General features: G+C 51.2%; 15 protein-coding genes. 9 read left to right on the top strand and 6 right to left on the bottom strand.

Annotated elements, in window-relative coordinates; genetic code table 11:
- Positions 1–70: 70 nt before the first annotated feature.
- Positions 71–622 (bottom strand): YniB family protein, encoded by a 552-nt coding sequence (locus tag GW579_RS00130; RefSeq protein WP_152325688.1) that lies wholly within the window; start codon positions 620–622, stop codon positions 71–73.
- A gap of 206 nt (positions 623–828) precedes the next feature.
- On the opposite strand from GW579_RS00130, the gene hxpB reads away from it, so the two are divergent.
- From hxpB to GW579_RS00105, 5 genes are all read left to right on the top strand, one after another.
- The gene (gene hxpB / locus GW579_RS00125; RefSeq protein ID WP_165056877.1) at positions 829–1,494 is read left to right on the top strand and encodes a hexitol phosphatase HxpB; all 666 of its coding nucleotides are present in this window, start codon (positions 829–831) and stop codon (positions 1,492–1,494) included.
- Between the two features lie 306 nt (positions 1,495–1,800).
- Positions 1,801–2,637: a 5-dehydro-4-deoxy-D-glucuronate isomerase gene (gene kduI / locus GW579_RS00120; RefSeq protein ID WP_152325686.1), complete on the top strand. Its 837-nt coding sequence runs from the start codon at positions 1,801–1,803 to the stop codon at positions 2,635–2,637.
- Between the two features lie 77 nt (positions 2,638–2,714).
- Positions 2,715–3,476: a 2-dehydro-3-deoxy-D-gluconate 5-dehydrogenase KduD gene (gene kduD, locus GW579_RS00115; RefSeq protein ID WP_152325685.1), complete on the top strand. Its 762-nt coding sequence runs from the start codon at positions 2,715–2,717 to the stop codon at positions 3,474–3,476.
- Between the two features lie 152 nt (positions 3,477–3,628).
- Positions 3,629–4,186, top strand: a complete 558-nt coding sequence (locus GW579_RS00110; protein WP_104922575.1) for a metal-dependent hydrolase — start codon at positions 3,629–3,631, stop codon at positions 4,184–4,186.
- Positions 4,187–4,373: 187 nt separating this feature from the next.
- On the top strand, positions 4,374–5,765 hold the full coding sequence (locus GW579_RS00105; protein ID WP_152325684.1) for an L-cystine transporter: 1,392 nt from the start codon (positions 4,374–4,376) through the stop codon (positions 5,763–5,765).
- Between the two features lie 75 nt (positions 5,766–5,840).
- Here the strand turns inward: GW579_RS00105 and kdgR are convergent, their stop codons facing one another.
- Entirely contained in the window at positions 5,841–6,632 is a 792-nt protein-coding gene (gene kdgR, locus GW579_RS00100; protein ID WP_152325683.1) for a DNA-binding transcriptional regulator KdgR, read from the bottom strand.
- Between the two features lie 239 nt (positions 6,633–6,871).
- On the opposite strand from kdgR, the gene GW579_RS00095 reads away from it, so the two are divergent.
- Positions 6,872–8,269, top strand: a complete 1,398-nt coding sequence (locus tag GW579_RS00095) for an MFS transporter (RefSeq protein WP_152325682.1) — start codon at positions 6,872–6,874, stop codon at positions 8,267–8,269.
- A gap of 63 nt (positions 8,270–8,332) precedes the next feature.
- On the opposite strand, the gene htpX is transcribed toward GW579_RS00095, so the two are convergent.
- The 4 genes from htpX to GW579_RS00075 form a co-directional block, all read right to left on the bottom strand.
- A complete protein-coding gene (gene htpX, locus GW579_RS00090; protein WP_152325681.1) occupies positions 8,333–9,211 on the bottom strand; it encodes a protease HtpX in 879 nt (292 codons plus the stop codon).
- A 283-nt stretch (positions 9,212–9,494) separates the two neighbouring features.
- Complete coding sequence (gene prc / locus GW579_RS00085) at positions 9,495–11,567, bottom strand: carboxy terminal-processing peptidase (RefSeq protein ID WP_165056876.1); 2,073 nt, start codon at positions 11,565–11,567, stop codon at positions 9,495–9,497.
- Between the two features lie 19 nt (positions 11,568–11,586).
- Complete coding sequence (gene proQ / locus GW579_RS00080; protein WP_152325679.1) at positions 11,587–12,276, bottom strand: RNA chaperone ProQ; 690 nt, start codon at positions 12,274–12,276, stop codon at positions 11,587–11,589.
- Between the two features lie 95 nt (positions 12,277–12,371).
- Positions 12,372–12,869, bottom strand: coding sequence for a GAF domain-containing protein (locus GW579_RS00075; protein ID WP_152325678.1), 498 nt, complete (start codon positions 12,867–12,869; stop codon positions 12,372–12,374).
- 257 nt (positions 12,870–13,126) lie between these two features.
- Here GW579_RS00075 and yebS point away from each other — a divergent pair, with 257 nt between their 5' ends.
- The 3 genes from yebS to rsmF all read left to right on the top strand — a co-directional run bounded on the left by yebS (position 13,127) and on the right by rsmF (position 18,583).
- Complete coding sequence (yebS, locus tag GW579_RS00070; protein ID WP_165056875.1) at positions 13,127–14,374, top strand: membrane integrity lipid transport subunit YebS; 1,248 nt, start codon at positions 13,127–13,129, stop codon at positions 14,372–14,374.
- Complete coding sequence (locus tag GW579_RS00065; RefSeq protein WP_165056874.1) at positions 14,343–16,973, top strand: PqiB family protein; 2,631 nt, start codon at positions 14,343–14,345, stop codon at positions 16,971–16,973. Before yebS ends, GW579_RS00065 begins: the two co-directional genes overlap by 32 nt.
- Positions 16,974–17,056: 83 nt before the next feature.
- Complete coding sequence (gene rsmF / locus GW579_RS00060) at positions 17,057–18,583, top strand: 16S rRNA (cytosine(1407)-C(5))-methyltransferase RsmF (protein WP_165056873.1); 1,527 nt, start codon at positions 17,057–17,059, stop codon at positions 18,581–18,583.
- Positions 18,584–18,860 lie beyond the last annotated feature (277 nt).

The raw sequence follows: 18,860 nt of genomic DNA, 5'->3' as shown, positions 1-18,860 counted from the left end.
TGAACAATGAAGATATTCAGGCCTTATTTATGAGAATGATAAATCAGATGTTACAAAAATTAATCTTAGATCAACCTGCAATTAAACCTAATAATTTCAAAATGAAATACGCAACGACTGCAATAACGATGGGCAGAATATAGAGCGGGAAATACTGCACCAGAATCGTATGTCTCGGGATGACAATCCGTTCTTCAATCTGTGGTCGTGTACGCCCTTCTGCACCTTTCGCCTGCTCAAGGATCAGTTGATCCTGGATCCCTTCACGGATATGTTTCACCTGACGGGACATTCTTGCGCCGGATGCCTGTAACGCAAGACCGACAAAAATCAGCCAGTAGATAATAAAGAATACGATGTTGGCGGTGGTCACGCCCTGCCCCAAAGCGGGTACGGGGGAGTTGTACCAGAAAACGTTAAGAAACGAGGTGTTGAACTTCACCATATCGACCATCACGTGGACGAAATCCAGCATAACGGCATTGATGCCCTGCTCAGTTTTAGTGTGTTCATTAATAAAATTAAGCAATGAAATCAGAGTTGAAAGCAGCGCAGGGATAAAAATAATCCATCCTGCAATCCGTTTAATCACTGCCACGCGTCCGGCTTGTTGATACGTCATGAATTCCCCTTGTTAGGACACCTAAAGCAACACGTAAGTTTACCCACAGAAAGTATTTTGCGCCCAATGTTTTAATCAGTTACTGGCGTTGCCTGCCTGAAACAGCGTTCCTGACGGTTTTCCTGACCGTCCCTATATCGCATTTCACCCTCAGAACCGGCGGTGTTAGAGTAAAGCCTTAATTCACTTTTACGGAGTCCGCTTTCATGGCTTATGTTCGCCCTGTTAATGCAGCAATTTTCGATATGGATGGTCTGTTAATTGATTCTGAACCACTTTGGGTTCAGGCAGAACTGGACGTTTTTGGTAGCCTCGGCGTCGATATTTCTCAGCGACATTTACTGCAGGATACGCTGGGCTTGCGCGTCGATCAGGTGGTCAGAATGTGGTATCAAACGCTGCCATGGCAAGGGCCGACGCAGGACGAAGTGTCTAAAATGATCATCACGCGCACCGTCGAACTGGTGGAACAAACACGCCCTTTGCTGCCGGGTGTGAACCAGGCACTTGAGCTGTGTCGTGACAGCGGTCTGAAAATTGGCCTCGCGTCCGCTTCTCCTTTATTTATGCTCAGGGCGGTTCTTGAGATGTTCAGCCTGCAATCCTATTTTCAGGTGATCACTTCGGCAGAAAACCTGCCTTACAGTAAACCGCACCCGGAAGTTTATCTGCTCGCAGCCGGTGAATTGCAGGTTGACCCTCTGAACTGCGTCACGCTGGAAGATTCCTTTAACGGGATGATTGCCACGAAAGCCGCACGCATGCGCTCGATTGTTGTTCCCGCCAGAGAGTATCGCGAAGATCCGCGTTGGGCGCTTGCCGACACGAAACTCGCGACCCTTGAAGCTTTAGAGCCAGCACATATCCTCTGAGACCTATTCCTGGGTAAACCGGCGCAAAGCCACCCCGCTTCTGTGCCGTTCCCTGCTTCAACCTGACTTCGCATTTTCCCTGCCACATTTCCCCGGACAGCGTTTAATTTCGCGAACCATGAACTGCCTCATAAAATAAATAAAACGTTATTTCATTTTTATTGAATTCGTATGCCAATGAACCTATGCTGCGTTTAACAAGGACGAGCCGGGAGCTCTCCTGCTTCTGTACGCTGTCACTGCCACGCAACGGTCAGACTCGCCCGGCACGTCCCCCTTTATTGCAATCCTATGAGAGGCACCGACATGCAAGTTCGTCAAAGCATCCACAGCGACCACGCCAAAACGCTGGATACCGCACAATTACGCCGCGAATTCCTCATCGAGAAAATCTTCGAGAAAAACGCCTGCACCATGACCTACAGCCACATCGATCGCATTATCGTCGGCGGTGTTATGCCCGCTGAAAAATCAGTTTCGATAGGTGATGACGTTGGTAAACAACTCGGCGTGAGCTATTTCCTCGAACGCCGCGAGCTTGGCGTGATCAACATCGGCGGGCCGGGCCTTATTGTGGTTGACGGAACAACTTATGAGATTGGTCATGAAGAAGCGCTGTACGTCGGCAAAGGCGGGAAGCACGTTGAATTCAGCAGCGTTGATGCCGCAAAACCCGCCAAATTCTACTACAACAGCGCCCCTGCGCACACGACGTTCCCTAACAAAAAAATCACGCTGGCCGAAGCGTCTCCTCAAACTATTGGCGACGCGGCCACCAGCAACCGCCGCACCATTAATAAATTCATCGTGCCTGACGTTTTAGAAACCTGCCAGCTGACGATGGGCTTGACGAAACTCGAAGAAGGCAGCCTGTGGAACACCATGCCTTGCCATACCCACGAGCGTCGTATGGAAGTGTATTTCTACTTCAATATGGAGGAAGAAACCGCCGTGTTTCACATGATGGGGCAACCACAGGAAACGCGCCATTTGCTCGTTCATAACGAACAGGCGGTCATCTCACCGAGCTGGTCAATTCATTCCGGTGTAGGCACGAAAAACTACACCTTCATCTGGGGAATGGTTGGCGAAAACCAGGTATTTGACGACATGGATCACGTCAAAGTCAGCGAACTGCGCTAACCCTTGTGCTCTGCTGCACGGCAGCGGAGCAAATCATCCATTAATGGCGAACGTGCCGTGCAAAAGAGACTTTGAATATGATCCTCAATGCGTTTGAATTAAGCGGCAAAGTCGCAATCGTGACCGGTTGTAACACCGGACTGGGCCAGGGTATGGCGCTGGGACTGGCACAAGCCGGTTGCGATATCGTAGGTATTAACGTTTCAGCGCCAAACGAAACGGCCGAAAAAATCACGGCAACCGGCCGCCGTTTCCTCGACCTTCGCGCTGACCTGAGTAGCATTACGGGCATTCCCAAACTCATCGAAAAAGCGGTCAGCGAGTTTGGTCATATCGATATTCTGGTAAACAACGCCGGTATCATTCGCCGGGAAGATGCTATCGAGTTCAGCGAGAAGAATTGGGACGACGTGATGAACGTGAACAGCAAAACACTGTTCTTCATGTCTCAGGCGGTGGCTAAGCAGTTCATTACGCAAGGTACTGGCGGTAAAATTATTAACATTGCGTCCATGCTTTCCTATCAGGGCGGCATTCGCGTTCCTTCTTATACGGCATCAAAAAGTGCCGTCATGGGCATCACCCGGCTGATGGCTAATGAATGGGCGAAGCACAATGTTAATGTTAACGCCATTGCACCGGGCTATATGGCGACCAACAATACTGAACAACTTCGTGCGGATGAAGATCGCAGCAAAGAAATTCTTGATCGCATCCCCGCCGGGCGCTGGGGCTTGCCGGAAGATGTCATGGGCCCCGTGGTATTTCTGGCGTCGAAAGCCTCGGATTACGTTAACGGCTATACCATTGCCGTTGATGGTGGATGGCTGGCGCGATAGCAACCCAATAAGTGACAATAAAAAGGCGTATTTTTATACGCCTTTTTCTTTTTTATTATATCGTTGACAATTAGTTACAGGGTGTCTCTTCCAAGATTGTGACAGTTTCACTTATACTGGATAAAATAACAGTTATCCAGTTCGGACGCGTCATGACGGCGGAAGGCCACCTCATTTTTTCAATTGCCTGTGCAGTGTTTGCGAAAAAGGCACAGCTCTCTCCGGAACTGGCGCACGGCGACTGGTGGCATATTATTCCGGGGTCGCTGCTGACGTGCCTGCTGCCCGACATCGATCATCCCAAATCACTGATTGGCCAGCGCCTGAAATGGATTTCCGCTCCGATCGCGCGGGCATTCGGGCACCGTGGATTCACACACAGCTTGCTTGCCGTCGCGGGGGGTATTTTCCTGCTACGCACCCATTTCCCTCATGACTGGGTGATCCCCATCGATGCCTTTCATGCCATGATAATTGGTTATCTGAGCCATATTCTGGCCGATATGCTGACACCAGCCGGTGTTCCATTATTGTGGCCATGCCGCTGGCGTTTTCGCCTGCCGCTAATCAACAGTCAAAAAGGCAATCAGCTCGAACGTACGTTATGTCTGATGCTGGTCGGTCTGACGCTATTCTGGCCTGACTGGACGCCCATTATTGGTGCAATAAATCCGGATATTTTTAATCACATTCTGAAATTATTCATATGACAAGCATAAAATACCGCCATTTTGGTGATATTTGGTACGAATCAAACCTAAAAGTTATAAAGCATTCTTTTTGGATATAAATGTTCAGGTGCCAAACTGATATCCTGCTCACCATTGCTTTGGGATGGTGCAATCCCTGTCGGGAACACCCGTTTTAAATATCAAAACTATAAGTCTGGAGTTCGGTATGAATCTTCCGCTCGTTCTTAACGTAGTGGTTTTCGTTGTCCTCCTTTTGCTGCTGGCGCAAACCCGCCATAAGCAATGGAGTCTGGCAAAAAAAGTCTTACTTGGTCTGGCCATGGGTGTGGTGTTTGGCCTGGCTTTGCAGCTGATCTACGGTTCCGATGATCCGGTACTGAAAACCTCTATTACCTGGTTTAATATTGTCGGTAACGGCTACGTCCAGTTACTGCAAATGATAGTCATGCCGCTGGTTTTCGTCTCGATTCTGAGCGCGGTAGCCAAACTGCACAACGCGTCATCGCTGGGCAAAATCAGTTTCCTGACTATCGGTACCCTGTTGTTCACCACGCTGATTGCCTCGCTGGTAGGTATCTTTGTGACCGGTCTGTTTGGTCTGACCGCTGATGGGCTGGTTCAGGGGACGCAGGAAACCGCGCGTCTGACCGCTATCCAGTCCAACTACGTAGGCAAAGTGGCTGACCTGAGCGTGCCTCAGCTGATCCTTTCCTTTATTCCTAAGAACCCGTTTGCTGACCTGACAGGTGCAAGCCCAACGTCCATCATCAGCGTGGTAATTTTCGCAGCTTTCGTTGGTGTTGCGGCACTTCAGCTGGTTAAAGATGATGCTGATAAAGGCCCGCGCGTTCTGGCCTTTATCGATACCCTGCAAGCCTGGGTGATGAAACTGGTTCGTCTGGTCATGAAACTGACTCCATACGGTGTTCTGGCACTAATGACCAAAGTGGTTGCCGGTTCCAACATTCAGGACATCATTAAACTGGGCAGTTTCGTGGTGGCATCTTATCTCGGTCTGGCCATCATGTTCGTAATTCACGCTGTGCTGTTGTCTTTCACCGGCGTTAACCCGGCGAAATTCTTTCGTAAAGTCTGGCCAGTGCTAACCTTCGCGTTCACCAGCCGTTCCAGCGCTGCCACTATTCCGCTGAGCGTTGAAGCACAAACTCGTCGTCTCGGTATCCCGGAATCGATTGCCAGCTTCGCAGCATCCTTTGGGGCCACTATCGGCCAGAATGGTTGTGCCGGTTTGTATCCGACAATGCTGGCCGTCATGGTTGCGCCAACCGTGGGCATCAACCCGTTTGATCCGGTCTGGATTGCCACGCTGGTCGGCATTGTCACACTGAGCTCCGCCGGTGTTGCCGGTGTGGGCGGCGGTGCGACTTTCGCGGCTCTTATCGTATTACCGGCGATGGGTCTGCCTGTCACGCTGGTCGCGCTGTTGATCTCCGTCGAGCCGCTGATTGATATGGGCCGTACTGCCCTGAACGTAAGTGGTTCAATGACTGCCGGTACAATCACCAGCCAGCTTTTAAAACAGACAGACAAAGCAGTGATGGATTCTGAAGAAGCCGCTGAACTGGCTCATCGCTGATCCCGGTTCGCTGAAAACAAAAAACCGAAGCCAATGGCTTCGGTTTTTTTATATCTGCATTACTTATGCAAAGACTCAGAACGGGTAGTCGTGAAAACCAATCTGCTCAGAAATGTTGCGCGCGGCGGTGTGCAGCATTTCAACGTAGTGCGCTTTGCTTTCTTCTGAGAAACGGATAGTCGGGAACGAAATACTCAGGCCAGCAATCACCACACCAAAGCGGTCAAACACAGGAACCGCTATGCAACGAAGCCCCTGTTCCTGCTCTTCGTTATCTTCGCCATAACCCTGCACGCGCACCTGATTAAGCGCAGTCTGCAAATCGGCGGCATTCATAATGGTGTTTTCAGTGCTGCGGGTAAATTCGATTTCCTGCAACAGGGCGCTGACTTCCGCTTTATCGCCCCAGGCCAGAAGCACTTTACCGATCGCCGTAGTGTGCAGCGGATTACGGCGGCCAATACGTGAATGCATGCGCAGGTTGTACATCGAATCGATTTTATGGATATAGACAATACCGTCTTCATCCAGTGCGCCAAGGTGGATCGTTTCGCGGGTCAGACGGGACAGTTCACGCATTTGAATATCAGCACTGCGGATCAGATCCACATTTTGCAGTGCTTTCGCCCCTAACTCGAATAACTTCAAAGTGAGCGAATACTTCTCAGATTCCCCTTCCTGCGCCACGTATCCCAAAGATTTCATCGTCTGTAAAAAACGGTAGACGGTACTTTTGGACATCATAACGCGCTGAGAAAGTTCAGTAATACCAATCTCCCGCTCTTCGCCCAAGGCCTGCAAAATGCCAAAAACTTTCAGAACGGAAGAAACAGAATCGGGTTGCTTATCAAGATCTGCGATAGCCATAGGATGAATTACCTGCTCGCGTGAGTTTTGTTTCAAAAAAAATAGAACGTAGTTTTTATTATAGTGGTAAGCATCGACGAGAAGCAATCTACCCGATGCGTGAGAATGTAAGAACTGTTAAGCCAGTTTCAGAACTGAGAGAACAGTAAAAAATTCATTACATCATGTGACAATTGTCACTTTAGCTTCATTAGCGTAGTAATATTCCCCTCTCTGATGACTACGCACTGACATAACTCATGACACCTACACCCAACGACGGGCTTCCCGTTCCACAGCGCTACGGTGCGATCCTTGCAATCGCTCTGGGTATTACCGTTTCGGTGCTTGATGGCGCAATCGCGAATGTGGCGTTACCCACTATTGCCAATGATTTTCATGCCAGCCCGGCGGCCTCAATCTGGGTCGTGAATGCCTACCAACTGGCAATAACCATTTCATTGCTCTCTCTGGCGTCTCTCGGTGATATTTTTGGCTATCGCCGCATCTATCAGACCGGCCTGCTGGTATTCAGCATTACGTCGCTCTTCTGCGCTCTTTCCGATTCGCTGCTGACGCTGACCGTCGCGCGCGTATTGCAGGGGTTCGGGGCTGCGGCGATCATGAGCGTCAATACCGCGCTGATACGCATTATTTATCCGCAACGTTTTCTGGGTCGTGGCGTCGGGATTAATGCGCTGATTGTTGCCGTTTCGTCCGCCGCAGGGCCGACTATTGCAGCAGGGATTTTGTCCGTCGCGTCGTGGCAGTGGTTGTTTGCGGTGAATGTTCCGATTGGTATTGTCGCGCTGATTCTGGGCCTGAAATTTCTTCCGGCCAACTCAACACGCAGTCAGGGGCAGCGTTTTGATATCACTAGCAGCGTGATGAATGCGCTGACGTTTGGCCTGCTCATCAGTGCAATCAGCGGTTTCGCGCAGGGTCTGAACCATCTGCTAATTTTGGGCGAAGTGATCGCGCTGCTGATTATTGGCTGGTTCTTTGTCCGCCGCCAGTTATCGAAACCTTTCCCGTTGCTGCCGGTGGATTTGCTGCGCATCCCGATTTTCAGCCTGTCGCTGGGCACGTCGTTGTGCTCTTTCAGTGCCCAAATGCTGGCATTCGTTTCACTGCCCTTCTTCCTGCAAAATACGCTGGGGCTGAACTCTGTAGATACCGGCCTGCTGCTGACGCCGTGGCCGCTGGCAACGATGGTGATGGCACCAATCGCCGGCCGTCTGGTCGAGCGTTTCCATCCCGGAATGCTGGGCGGGATCGGGTTGATTATCTTTTCATTCGGGCTGTTTTCGCTCTCACTGCTGCCGCCAGAACCTTCACATCTGAACATTATCTGGCGCATGCTTCTGTGCGGTGCGGGCTTTGGTTTATTCCAGTCACCGAACAATCACACAATCATCAGTTCCGCACCGCGTAACCGCAGCGGTGGCGCCAGTGGCTTGCTGGGAACTGCCCGTCTTTTAGGCCAGACGACCGGTGCAGCAATGGTTGCCCTGATGTTTAACCTGTTCCCGTCACACGGGACGCATGCTTCGTTAATTATGGCCGGGACACTCGCCGGTGCAGGCGCGCTGGTCAGTCTGATGAGAATGACGCAAAAAACCAGCAGCCAGCAAGCTGCTGAGAGTTCTAAACCGTAAGTTTCGCAAAGCAAAATGCCTGGCATAAGCCAGGCATTTTTTTACACATAAACGAACGGACATTTATTTGATGTACTGACCGCTGCGCAGCGCTTCGATACGTTTGTCCAGCGGCGGGTGAGACATAAACAGCTCGCTGAAAGACTTCGATTTGCCGTTTATACAAAACGCCATCATGCTGCCCGCTTCCTGCGGTTCATGGCTGGTTTTCAGACGTTGCAACGCTGCAATCATTTTTTCACGCCCTACCAGTTTCGCTGAACCGGCATCTGCGTAGAACTCGCGGTGACGCGAGAACCACATGGTGATAATGCTCGCCAGAATACCAAAGACCAGTTCAAGCACCGTCGCCACGGCAAAATAAATCATCGGATTGCCGTTACTTTCTTCGCCATCACGGTTTCCGGAAAGGAAACCAGAAGCCACCTGCGCAATCAGACGCGAAATGAAAATCACGAAGGTGTTCACGATCCCCTGAATCAGCGTCATGGTCACCATATCACCATTCGCAATGTGGCTGATTTCATGGGCAATAACCGCTTCGGCTTCATCCTGATTCATACTTTGCAGCAAACCTGTGCTCACCGCTACCAGCGAGGCATCACGGCGCGCTCCGGTTGCGAAAGCATTAATATCTGGCGCGTGATAAATCGCGACCTGCGGCATGGCAATGCCTGCCTGCTGAGACTGGCGACGAACCGTTTCCATCAACCAGCGCTCAGTTTCATTTCGTGGCTGCTCAATAACTTCACCACCCACCGAACGCAACGCCATCCACTTAGACATCAGCAACGAGACAAAAGCACCACCGAAGCCAAACAGCCCGGCCATGATCATCAGCCCCGGCACGCTGCTGGACTGAATGCCCGTCAGGCTTAACACCAGCCCAAAGACCAGCATAACCGCCAGGTTAGTCAGCAGGAACAACGCTATACGCATCATAAAATTTTACTTCCTCATTGTTACTTCGTTGTTATTGATCGAGTCACACCACCGGCACATAGCCTGCCCGGCTGTACTGATCCTATGGGCTTCTTGCACAGATTCAAGAGTCCCTGCCCGCTAAAGACCTAAAATCACAATACTTTACATTTTGAAGCGTTTTATTTCACATCCGTCGCTGAAATCTATGGAGTTACATGCCCCCGCGAGCTTTCATGCCCGGTTTAGCGCATAAAAAAAGCGCACCGGAGTGCGCTTTTTCATCTGACCACCGGGTGAAGAATTATTTCGCCGCGGTCTGGTCGCCCTGAGCTTTTTCCAGATTGCCCAGGTCAACGGCAATGTGGTCAGCTTCATCGAGATAAGGGTCCGGTGCCACATAATCTTTCGGCAGGTCATCGAGAGATTTCAGCGGTTTCTTACCTTCACGTTTGAAGCGTTCGTTCAGACGGCTCAGACGTAATGCATCGTCCTCTTTGTCCTCTTTATCACGCTGTGCGTAATTAAGGGAGGCGGTATCACGTTTGTCCTTCAGTGCTTTATAACGGGCGATATCCTGCTGGATGTACTGGAACTCAGGATCCTTCGCAATACGTGCTTCATGATCTTTGAGCAAGTCAGGCAGGAACGGTTTCATGTCGCCCATTTTGGTGTAAGTCGCCGCGTTGATGCTATCCCACGGAAGCGCGTTATCTTCGAACTTCTCACCCGTCTCAATCGATTCAATACCGGTTGGCATCAGAATATCCGGGGTAACCCCTTTACGCTGAGTGCTGCCGCCGTTGATACGGTAGAATTTCTGGATTGTGTACTGTACGGAGCCTAGCGCAGGCCATTCCGGACGCAGCATCTGATCATAGATGCGGTTCAGTGAACGGTATTGCTGCACGGTCCCTTTACCGAAGGTCGGCTCACCGACAATCAGCGCACGGCCATAATCCTGCATTGCGGCTGCAAAGATTTCTGATGCTGACGCACTGAAGCGGTCAACCAGAACCACCAGCGGACCTTTGTAGTACACGACGCCATCGGTATCGCTGTCCTGACGGATACGACCGTTGTTATCGCGAACCTGCACAACAGGGCCACTTGGGATAAACAGACCTGACAGAGAAACCGCTTCAGTCAGGGCACCGCCGCCGTTGGTACGAAGATCGATAACCAGGCTGTTGACGTTTTGCTTCGCCATTTTCTGTAGCTGGACTTTAACATCGTCCGTAAGCCCCACATAGAAACCCGGAATGTCCATCACGGCCACTTTCTGATTGCCGACATTTTTGATGGTCATTTTGACTGCGCGATCTTCCAGACGGATTTTTTCGCGTGTCAGGGTAATAACATGGTTTTTAGCATTTTTGCCCGCAGGCAGGATCTGCAGGCGCACTTTGCTGCCTTTAGGCCCTTTGATGAGCGCAACGACGTCATCAAGACGCCAGCCGATCACATCAACAATTGGGGTTTGTTTGCCGGCCTGAACCTGGCCCACACCTACAATACGGTCGCCAACCGCAATGGCTTTACTCTTGGCCGCCGGGCCTCCAGCTACCATTGAATTGATGACGGTATAATCATCGTCACCCTGCAAGACGGCGCCTATACCTTCCAGAGACAGGCTCATTTCGGTATTGAACTGCTCGGTGCTGCGGGGAGAGAGATAATTGGTGTGCGGGTCAATTTCATGCGCAAAGGCGTTCATCACCAGCTGGAACACATCTTCGCTGTTGCTCTGCGTCAGCCGTTTCATCGCAAAATGATAACGTTTGGAGAGCACATCGCGGATTTCCTGATCGTTTTTGCCGGTCAGTTTAAGGTTCAGCTCGTCATATTTGACTTTCGCATCCCACAACTTATCCAGCTCAGCGCGGTCTTTCGGCCACGGTGCTTTACTGCGATCAAGCTCAATAGTGTCGTTGCCAGTGAAATCCATCGGACGCTCAAGCACTTTCAACGCGTAGTCATAGCGTTCAAAGCGACGTTTTTGCGCCAGATTAAATAAGGCATAAGGCGTAGTTAACTGACCGGATTTCAGTTCCTCACCCAAAGTGGCACGTTTGTCAGTAAACTGCGCCACGTCGGAAGCCATGAGTACGTTATGGCCATAATCGAGCATGTTGAGGTAACGGTCGAAGATTTTCGCTGAGAAATCTGCATTAAGGTCGAACTGACGATAATGTGAACGGGTAAAGCGTGCGGTCACACGCTCGCTTACCGTTGCATCTTGCGGGTCTTGAGTCAAATTAGGGAGTTGAGCGAGAGTCACCGGTGCACTCTCGTTCGCTGCAAAGCTGGTATTCACCAGCCCTGCCCCTGCCATTAACAGACCCGCGATAACGCTTAATCTGACAAATTTGTTCATGCCTGAGTTGGCCTCCGTATCAGAACTGCAAGTGTTCTGCGCGCACAATCATCGCCAGACCCGAAGAGAGCTGAACGCGAACACCGTCTTTGGCAATTTCCAAAACGGTTGCATCCATCGCACTCTGTCCTGCTCTGACTTTGATTTCCTGGCCAATTTGCAGTTTTGAAATGTCTGTTACTGGCACCTGACGCGGTTCACGTTTTTCCTCACGCGGTGGGCGAGGTGAACGTGGTTTGCGATTTTCCTGACCAGCCACAGCTGCGGGCGCATTTTCACGACGCGGCGCAGGTTTTTTAGCGGCCGGACGTGGACGACGTGGCTCAGTGGTTTCACCGGCTTCACGACGTTTAGCCTGTTGTTCTGCACGTTGTGCCTGAACGCGGGCTTTTGCTTCTTCCAACTGTTTACGGGCATGTTCGACGTGCTGCTCTTCGAGAACGCCACATGAATTACCATCAAGGTCAACGCGTTCTGCGCCAACTTTAACGCCATACAGATAGCGCCAGCTTGAGGTATACAGACGCAGAGCAGAGCGTAACTGAGTTTTGCTCAGATTCTCTTCACCTTGCACGCGCTCGACCAAATCCGCAAAGATACCGATCTTTAATGGGCGTGCTTCGCCTTCGGCGGTAAAACAGAGCGGGAAACGCTCAGCCAAAAAGGCGATGACTTCTTTACTACTGTTCAACTTAGGTTGATTTTCCATGAAATTTCCTGATTACAACGGGTTTGCCAACCGGCGCAGGCATGAACAGGCGCCATTATAATGACGCCATTATTAAATGCCACGTTATCCGACGATCAACTTACGATCAGATTGACATATTTTTCAGCATCGCAGTTTTCGAGATGCTGGCAAAGCCCGCTGACTAACTCTGTCAGCCCCTGTTCATCGGCTTCATCGAAGCGCTGATAAACGGTGCTATCAATGTCTAATACGCCAATAACTGTGCCTTTCACTGTGATGGGAAGGACAATTTCGGCATTACTTGCAGCGTCACAGGCGATGTGGCCCGGGAAGGCATGAACATCACCAACACGCTGTACGGCATTTTCTGCAACAGCGGTACCGCAGACGCCTTTCCCTACCGGAATACGCACGCAGGCAATTTTACCCTGGAATGGCCCTAGCACCAGTGATGTGCCATCCATCAGATAAAAACCTACCCAATTCACGCCGTCAAGACGCTCAAAAAGTAAGGCACTGGCGTTCGACAGAGTCGCAATAAAATTGTTTTCTCCGGCGATCAACGCGCTCAAATCACGTTTTAATTCCGTGTAGAATGCTTCTTTATTCATGTAGTAACCAATAATAACCTAAGGGCACTGAGCCGTTCTGGTGTGCTTAACCTCTATAAAATAAGCATTAAATGCCCATATGAACAAGGTTAATCCTGTGTGACATCAAAAAGACTCACCTACAATAACTGTTTGCCGACCGCATAATACGTTATTTTGTCAAAAAAACCTGGCTGATATTGGCTCAATGGCCTCGCCTGACCCCTAAGGGGGATGCGTAATTGTAACAACAGGTATTCTTTACTATTCCAGGTACTATGAAAATACACACAATTTCAGCCCAGCTACCGCATATTCGCTACCAGCGGTGCAGTGAATGTGACTACCTTTTTGCGCTTCCCGCACTGTTGCGGACGCAAACGGCGCACTGTCCGCGTTGTAACGCCAAAGTCGAAAAGGGTCGGGTTTGTTCCCTGCCGCGTCTGATCACGATTGCCATCAGCATTTTGCTGCTGATGCCGTTTGCCTATACCGAGCCCCTTATCAGCATCCGCCTTCTGGGCACGCGTATTGACGCCAGTCTCCTGGAAGGAATCTGGCAAATGTCGCGTCAGGGTGATCCGGTCACCGCCAGTATGGTCGCGTTTTGCACTATCGGTGCGCCGCTGACGCTGGCGCTCTCCATTCTTTACCTGCATTTTGGCAGCAAACTGGGCATGAACCTGAAACCCGTGCTGCTGATGCTCGACCGCCTGAAAGACTGGGTAATGCTCGATATCTATCTGATTGGCATGGCCGTCGCCAGTATTAAGGTCAAAGAGTATGCCGACATCAATGTCGGCATTGCGCTGGCGGCGTACCTGATGATGACCGTCATGGTCACGCTGACGATGATTAACCTGAATATCGAACAGCTGTGGGAAGAGTTTTATCCGCAGCGTCAGCCCAAAGGCGTGCCCTCTTCGCTGCGCTTGTGTCTGGCCTGTAAATTTACCGGACAACCGGATGAACGGGGCCGTTGCCCACGTTGTCATGTACCAATGCGGCTGCGTTATAAACACAGTTTGCAAAAAACCTGGGCGGCGCTTATTGCAGCAATCATCTTCCTGATCCCTGCGAACCTGCTGCCGATTTCGATTATTTATGCCAACGGACAACAGCTGAAAGACACCATTTTCTCCGGCGTCGTGTCGCTAGCCACGTCAGGCAACGTACCGATTGCCGCCATCGTGTTTATCGCCAGCGTTCTGGTCCCTTTCACAAAAGTTATCGTGATGCTGACGTTACTGATCAGCATTCATTTTAAAGTGATTCAGGGCCTGAAGACGCGTATCCGCCTTTTCCGTCTGGTGCACTGGATAGGACGCTGGTCGATGCTGGATTTGTTTGTTATTTCTTTAATGATGTCGCTGGTTAACCGTGATCAGCTTTTGTCTTTTACGATGGGACCGGCCGCCTTTTACTTTGGCGCTGCCGTGATCCTGACCATTCTTGCCGTAGAATGGCTTGATAGCCGCTTGATTTGGGATGCACATGCAACAGGAAACGCCGAATACACCGACTGAAGCACGGATAAAACACAGGCGCCGGATTTCACCCTTCTGGCTTCTGCCGTTTATTGCTTTACTGATTGCCGGATGGCTCATTTACAGCAACTACGAGGAGCGCGGGACGACTGTCACAATCGATTTCCAGTCAGCAGCGGGCATCGTTGCGGGCCGTACGCCTGTGCGTTATCAGGGCGTTGAAGTCGGGTCGGTCGAATCCATCAGCCTGAGCAAAGATCTGCGCACCATTCAGGTAAAAGTCAGCATTAAAAGCGATCTGTCTGACGCGTTGCGTGAAGGCACACAGTTCTGGCTTGTCACCCCTAAAGCGTCACTTGCCGGTGTTTCAGGGCTTGATGCACTGGTGGGCGGTAACTACATTGGCATGATGCCAGGGCCCGGAAAAGAAAAAGACCACTTTGTCGCGCTGGATACGCAACCTAAATTCCGCCTCAATACCGGCGAACTAATGGTGCATCTGCACGCCAAAGACCTGGGCTCTCTGAGCACCGGTTCACTGGTGTATTACCGTAAAATCCCGATCGGCAAAGTTTACGATTACGACATCGAAAGCGGCAACAACGGTGTGACGATTGATTTACTGATCGACAAACGCTTTGCCAGTCTGGTCAAAGACAACACCCGGTTCTGGAATGTTTCCGGCTTTAAAGGCGATTTCAGCCTGAGCGGTGCAAAAGTTCAGATGGAAAGTCTGGCAGCGCTGGTTAACGGTGCGATCTCGATGGATTCTCCGGACGACGGAAAACCCGCCAAGGCCGACCAGTCTTACGTGCTTTACCCTGATCTGGCGCAAAGCCAGCGCGGCGTTGAAATCGACCTGGATTTGCCAAATGGCAATGGACTGTCCGAAGGCCAGACACCGCTGATGTATCAGGGTTTGCAGGTCGGGACGCTGACAAAAATCACCTTGCAGCCCGATAACAAAGTCACCGGCAAACTGACCGTCGACCCTTCTGTGCTGGATATGATGCGCACCGGGACGCGCATCGAAATGAACAGCCCGAAACTCAGCCTGAATAATGCCAATATCAGCCAGTTGCTGACCGGCAATACGCTGGAACTGATCCCGGGCGACGGCGATGCGCAGAAGCGTTTTACCGTCCTCGACAGCAACCAGCGTCTGCTTCAGGATCCGGCCACCAGCAGAATTCAGCTGGTCGCGCCGCAAAGTTATGGCATTGATGCGGGCCAGCCAATCAAACTGTATGGCATTACCGTTGGCCAGATCATCGACCGCACACTGACTGATGAAGGCATCTTGTTTAATGCCGCTATCAAGCCGGAATACAAAAACTTACTGCATAAAGACAGCAAGTTTGTGGTGAACAGCCGCGTTGATGTGAAGCTGGGTATCGATGGTATGGAAGTGCTGGGCGCCAGCGCGCAGGAATGGGTAGATGGCGGCATCCGCATTATTCCGGGCGGAAAAGGCGAACCCGCGCAGAAATATCCGCTGTACAGCAATGCGGAAAAAGCCGCTGAAGGCATTCAGGGCGATCAACCAGGTGCGACGCTGACGCTGACGGCAAAAAGCCTGCCAGACATTCAAGCCGGTTCCGTGGTGCTTTACCGTAAATTCCAGGTAGGCCAGATTGTTAACGTGCGCCCCAAAGCCAACGAGTTTGACGTGGATGTCTACATCCAGCCCCAATACCGCAACCTGCTGACCGAAAAAACTATTTTCTGGGCAGAAGGTGGCGCAAAAGTGCAGCTGAACGGCAGCGGGCTGACCGTTCAGGCATCGCCGCTGGATCGCGCACTGAAAGGAGCGATCAGCTTCGATAACTTTGAAGGCGTGCTGACCAGCAAAGGCACCAAGCGTATTCTTTATGATTCCGAAACCTCCGCACGCGCCGTGGGCAGCCAGATCACGCTCAATACCTACGATGCCAGCAAACTTTCCGCGGGCATGCCAATCCGTTATCTGGGGATTACCATCGGCCAGGTAGAATCCCTGAAACTGGATCCTCAGCTCAATCAGGTTTCCGCCAAAGCCGTGCTGTATCCGGAATACGTCGACAATTTTGCCCGCCGTGGCACACGTTTCTCAATCGTTTCGCCGGAGATTTCGGCCGGTGGTGTCAGCAATCTTGATACCTTACTTCAGCCGTACATCAACGTTGAAGCCGGTAAAGGCGTTCCTGCGCGTAACTTTGATTTGCAGGAATCCACGATTACCGATTCGCGTTACACCGACGGTCTGGGCATTGTGGTTGATGCAGCAGAAGTCGGCTCACTGCAAATCGGCACGCCGGTGCTGTTCCGCGGCATTGAAGTGGGTACGGTTTCAGGCTTCTATCTGGGCGCGATGGCTGACCGCGTGAACGTGACATTGCGCGTCAGTAAAAAGTACCAGTATCTGGTACGTGAAAACTCTGTGTTCTGGCTGGCCTCCGGCTATGATTTACAGTTCGGTCTTACCGGGGGTGTATTTAAAAGCGGAACATTCCAGCAGTTCATCCGCGGCGGTATTGCCTTCGCAACGCCGCCGACCACACCGCTGGCACCAAAAGCCGCCAACGGCAACCACTTCCTGCTCAATCCGGAAGCGCCGAAAGACTGGCAAAAATGGGGAACGGCGATCCCAAGGAATTAACTATCCCGCGCTTTCAGAGGCCACCTTCGGGTGGCCTTTTCATTGCATTCGGCCAACACCCACGCCTTCATCTGCCGGCAAATATGCTAAACTCCGCGGCAGAAAATACCTTCAGTACTGGAACCCAACTCTTGTCAAAGCTCACCACTGCCAGCGATTTCGCTGATAAATTACCTGCCGCCTTTCTGGATGCGACGCGCGCAATCATGCCAGCCAGCCTGACCATGGAAGATTTTATTGCGATATGCCAGCGCCCTCTGCGCCCAAGTCTGCGGGTCAATACCCTGAAAATCAGCGTGACTGATTTTCTCGAAATGGCGTCAGGATTTCAGTGGGATTTAGAGCCAGTGCCCTGGTGCGCAGAAGGCTTTTGGATCAACCGTCACGCCCTGGATGATTCACGCTTAGGTAACGCGCTGGCCCATCTCGCCGGGCTTTTTTACATTCAGGAAGCCAGTTCCATGCTCCCCGTCACAGCCCTTTTTGCACACGACACACAACCTGCGCTGGTAATGGACGTTGCTGCTGCACCGGGCTCAAAAACGACGCAGATTGCCGCACAAATGGAAAACCGCGGGGGCATCGTTGCCAATGAATATTCCGCCAGCCGCGTGAAAGTGCTGCATGCCAACATCAGCCGCTGCGGCGTGAGCAATACCGCGCTGACCCATTTCGACGGGCGCGTGTTCGGTGCCGCGTTACCCGAAACGTTCGATGCAATTCTGCTGGATGCGCCCTGCTCCGGTGAAGGCGTGATTCGAAAAGATCCCGATGCCATGAGCAACTGGTCAGAAGCCAGCGTGGCTGAAATTGCCACCACGCAACGCGAGCTTATCGACAGCGCATTTCACGCCTTAAAGCCAGGCGGCGTTCTGGTGTATTCCACCTGCACGCTCAATGCGCAGGAAAATCAGCAGGTTTGCCAGTGGCTGCTGGAGACCTACGCCGGTGCGGTGGAAACAGAATCTCTGGAAGATTTATTCGATGGTGCGCAAAAAGCGGTGACACAGGAAGGTTATCTCCACGTATTCCCGCAGATTTATGACAGCGAAGGTTTCTTCGTTGCTCGTTTTCGTAAAACAGACTCTGTACCGCGTTTGCCGGTTCCCGGATATAAAGTTGGCCGCTTCCCGTTCACGCCACTTTCACGTCAGGACAGCGCGGAAATAATCAAAGCCGCCGCCAGCTCCGGGCTTTCATGGCCTGAAAAACAATACACATTGTGGCAGCGCGACAAAGAAATCTGGATCTTCCCTGCCGTGCTGGAACACTTATTCGGCAAGGTCAGATTTTCGCGTATTGGCGTCCGCCTGGCTGAACGCTTTCCAAAAGGTTTCCGCTGGCAGCATGAAGCCGTTGTTGCTTTCAGCGTTAATGACGCCAGCAACCGGTTTGAAATTAATGATGAACTGGCACAGAACTGGTTGCGCGGCGTCGATATTTATCCTGAAAACACGCCGGTGACGGATGAATGTCTGGTGACCTGGTCAAATCAGCCGCTAGGGCTGGCAAAAAAAATCGGCAGCCGGATTAAAAATAGCCTGCCCCGCGAACTGGTCAGGGACGGGGCAACGCGGCACCAGACGTTTTCGAACGATAAATTAATTTAACTCTTTTCGTAATTTTCTGTGCCACAGGATCCTCCTGTTGGCGCAGAAAATTCTAATAATCCTTTCTTAAATTCGATAAAAAATAAGTCTGCTATGCTTTTAACCCGATTCTGCTCCGGTACATTTTTAGGTGAAATCAAGGTGACAAACTGCATGGAACAAATGACTGTGAAAAATTTTGTGCTACATATATTGGATATCCTTTTATTTTATCCATATAGGTTAATGGAATTATAAGTAGGAATAATCCTAGCCTGACATGTATTATTGCCCTCAA

The organism is Rahnella contaminans (assembly GCF_011065485.1).
GTDB lineage: Bacteria > Pseudomonadota > Gammaproteobacteria > Enterobacterales > Enterobacteriaceae > Rahnella > Rahnella contaminans.
The sequence above is the reverse complement of the archived record's forward strand: the minus strand, read 5'-3'. Positions and strand labels throughout refer to the sequence as shown.

Excerpts from the sequence above, each read along its gene's own strand:
- kdgR (WP_152325683.1), bottom strand. The coding sequence starts at position 6,632 with ATGGCTATCGCAGATCTTGATAAGCAACCCGATTCTGTTTCTTCCGTT.
- proQ (WP_152325679.1), bottom strand. The coding sequence starts at position 12,276 with ATGGAAAATCAACCTAAGTTGAACAGTAGTAAAGAAGTCATCGCCTTT.
- GW579_RS00075 (WP_152325678.1), bottom strand. The coding sequence starts at position 12,869 with ATGAATAAAGAAGCATTCTACACGGAATTAAAACGTGATTTGAGCGCG.
- htpX (WP_152325681.1), bottom strand. The coding sequence starts at position 9,211 with ATGATGCGTATAGCGTTGTTCCTGCTGACTAACCTGGCGGTTATGCTG.
- GW579_RS00095 (WP_152325682.1), top strand. The coding sequence starts at position 6,872 with ATGACACCTACACCCAACGACGGGCTTCCCGTTCCACAGCGCTACGGT.
- GW579_RS00110 (WP_104922575.1), top strand. The coding sequence starts at position 3,629 with ATGACGGCGGAAGGCCACCTCATTTTTTCAATTGCCTGTGCAGTGTTT.
- kduI (WP_152325686.1), top strand. The coding sequence starts at position 1,801 with ATGCAAGTTCGTCAAAGCATCCACAGCGACCACGCCAAAACGCTGGAT.
- kduD (WP_152325685.1), top strand. The coding sequence starts at position 2,715 with ATGATCCTCAATGCGTTTGAATTAAGCGGCAAAGTCGCAATCGTGACC.
- rsmF (WP_165056873.1), top strand. The coding sequence starts at position 17,057 with ATGCTAAACTCCGCGGCAGAAAATACCTTCAGTACTGGAACCCAACTC.
- GW579_RS00065 (WP_165056874.1), top strand. The coding sequence starts at position 14,343 with ATGCAACAGGAAACGCCGAATACACCGACTGAAGCACGGATAAAACAC.
- prc (WP_165056876.1), bottom strand. The coding sequence starts at position 11,567 with ATGAACAAATTTGTCAGATTAAGCGTTATCGCGGGTCTGTTAATGGCA.
- hxpB (WP_165056877.1), top strand. The coding sequence starts at position 829 with ATGGCTTATGTTCGCCCTGTTAATGCAGCAATTTTCGATATGGATGGT.
- GW579_RS00105 (WP_152325684.1), top strand. The coding sequence starts at position 4,374 with ATGAATCTTCCGCTCGTTCTTAACGTAGTGGTTTTCGTTGTCCTCCTT.
- GW579_RS00130 (WP_152325688.1), bottom strand. The coding sequence starts at position 622 with ATGACGTATCAACAAGCCGGACGCGTGGCAGTGATTAAACGGATTGCA.
- yebS (WP_165056875.1), top strand. The coding sequence starts at position 13,127 with ATGAAAATACACACAATTTCAGCCCAGCTACCGCATATTCGCTACCAG.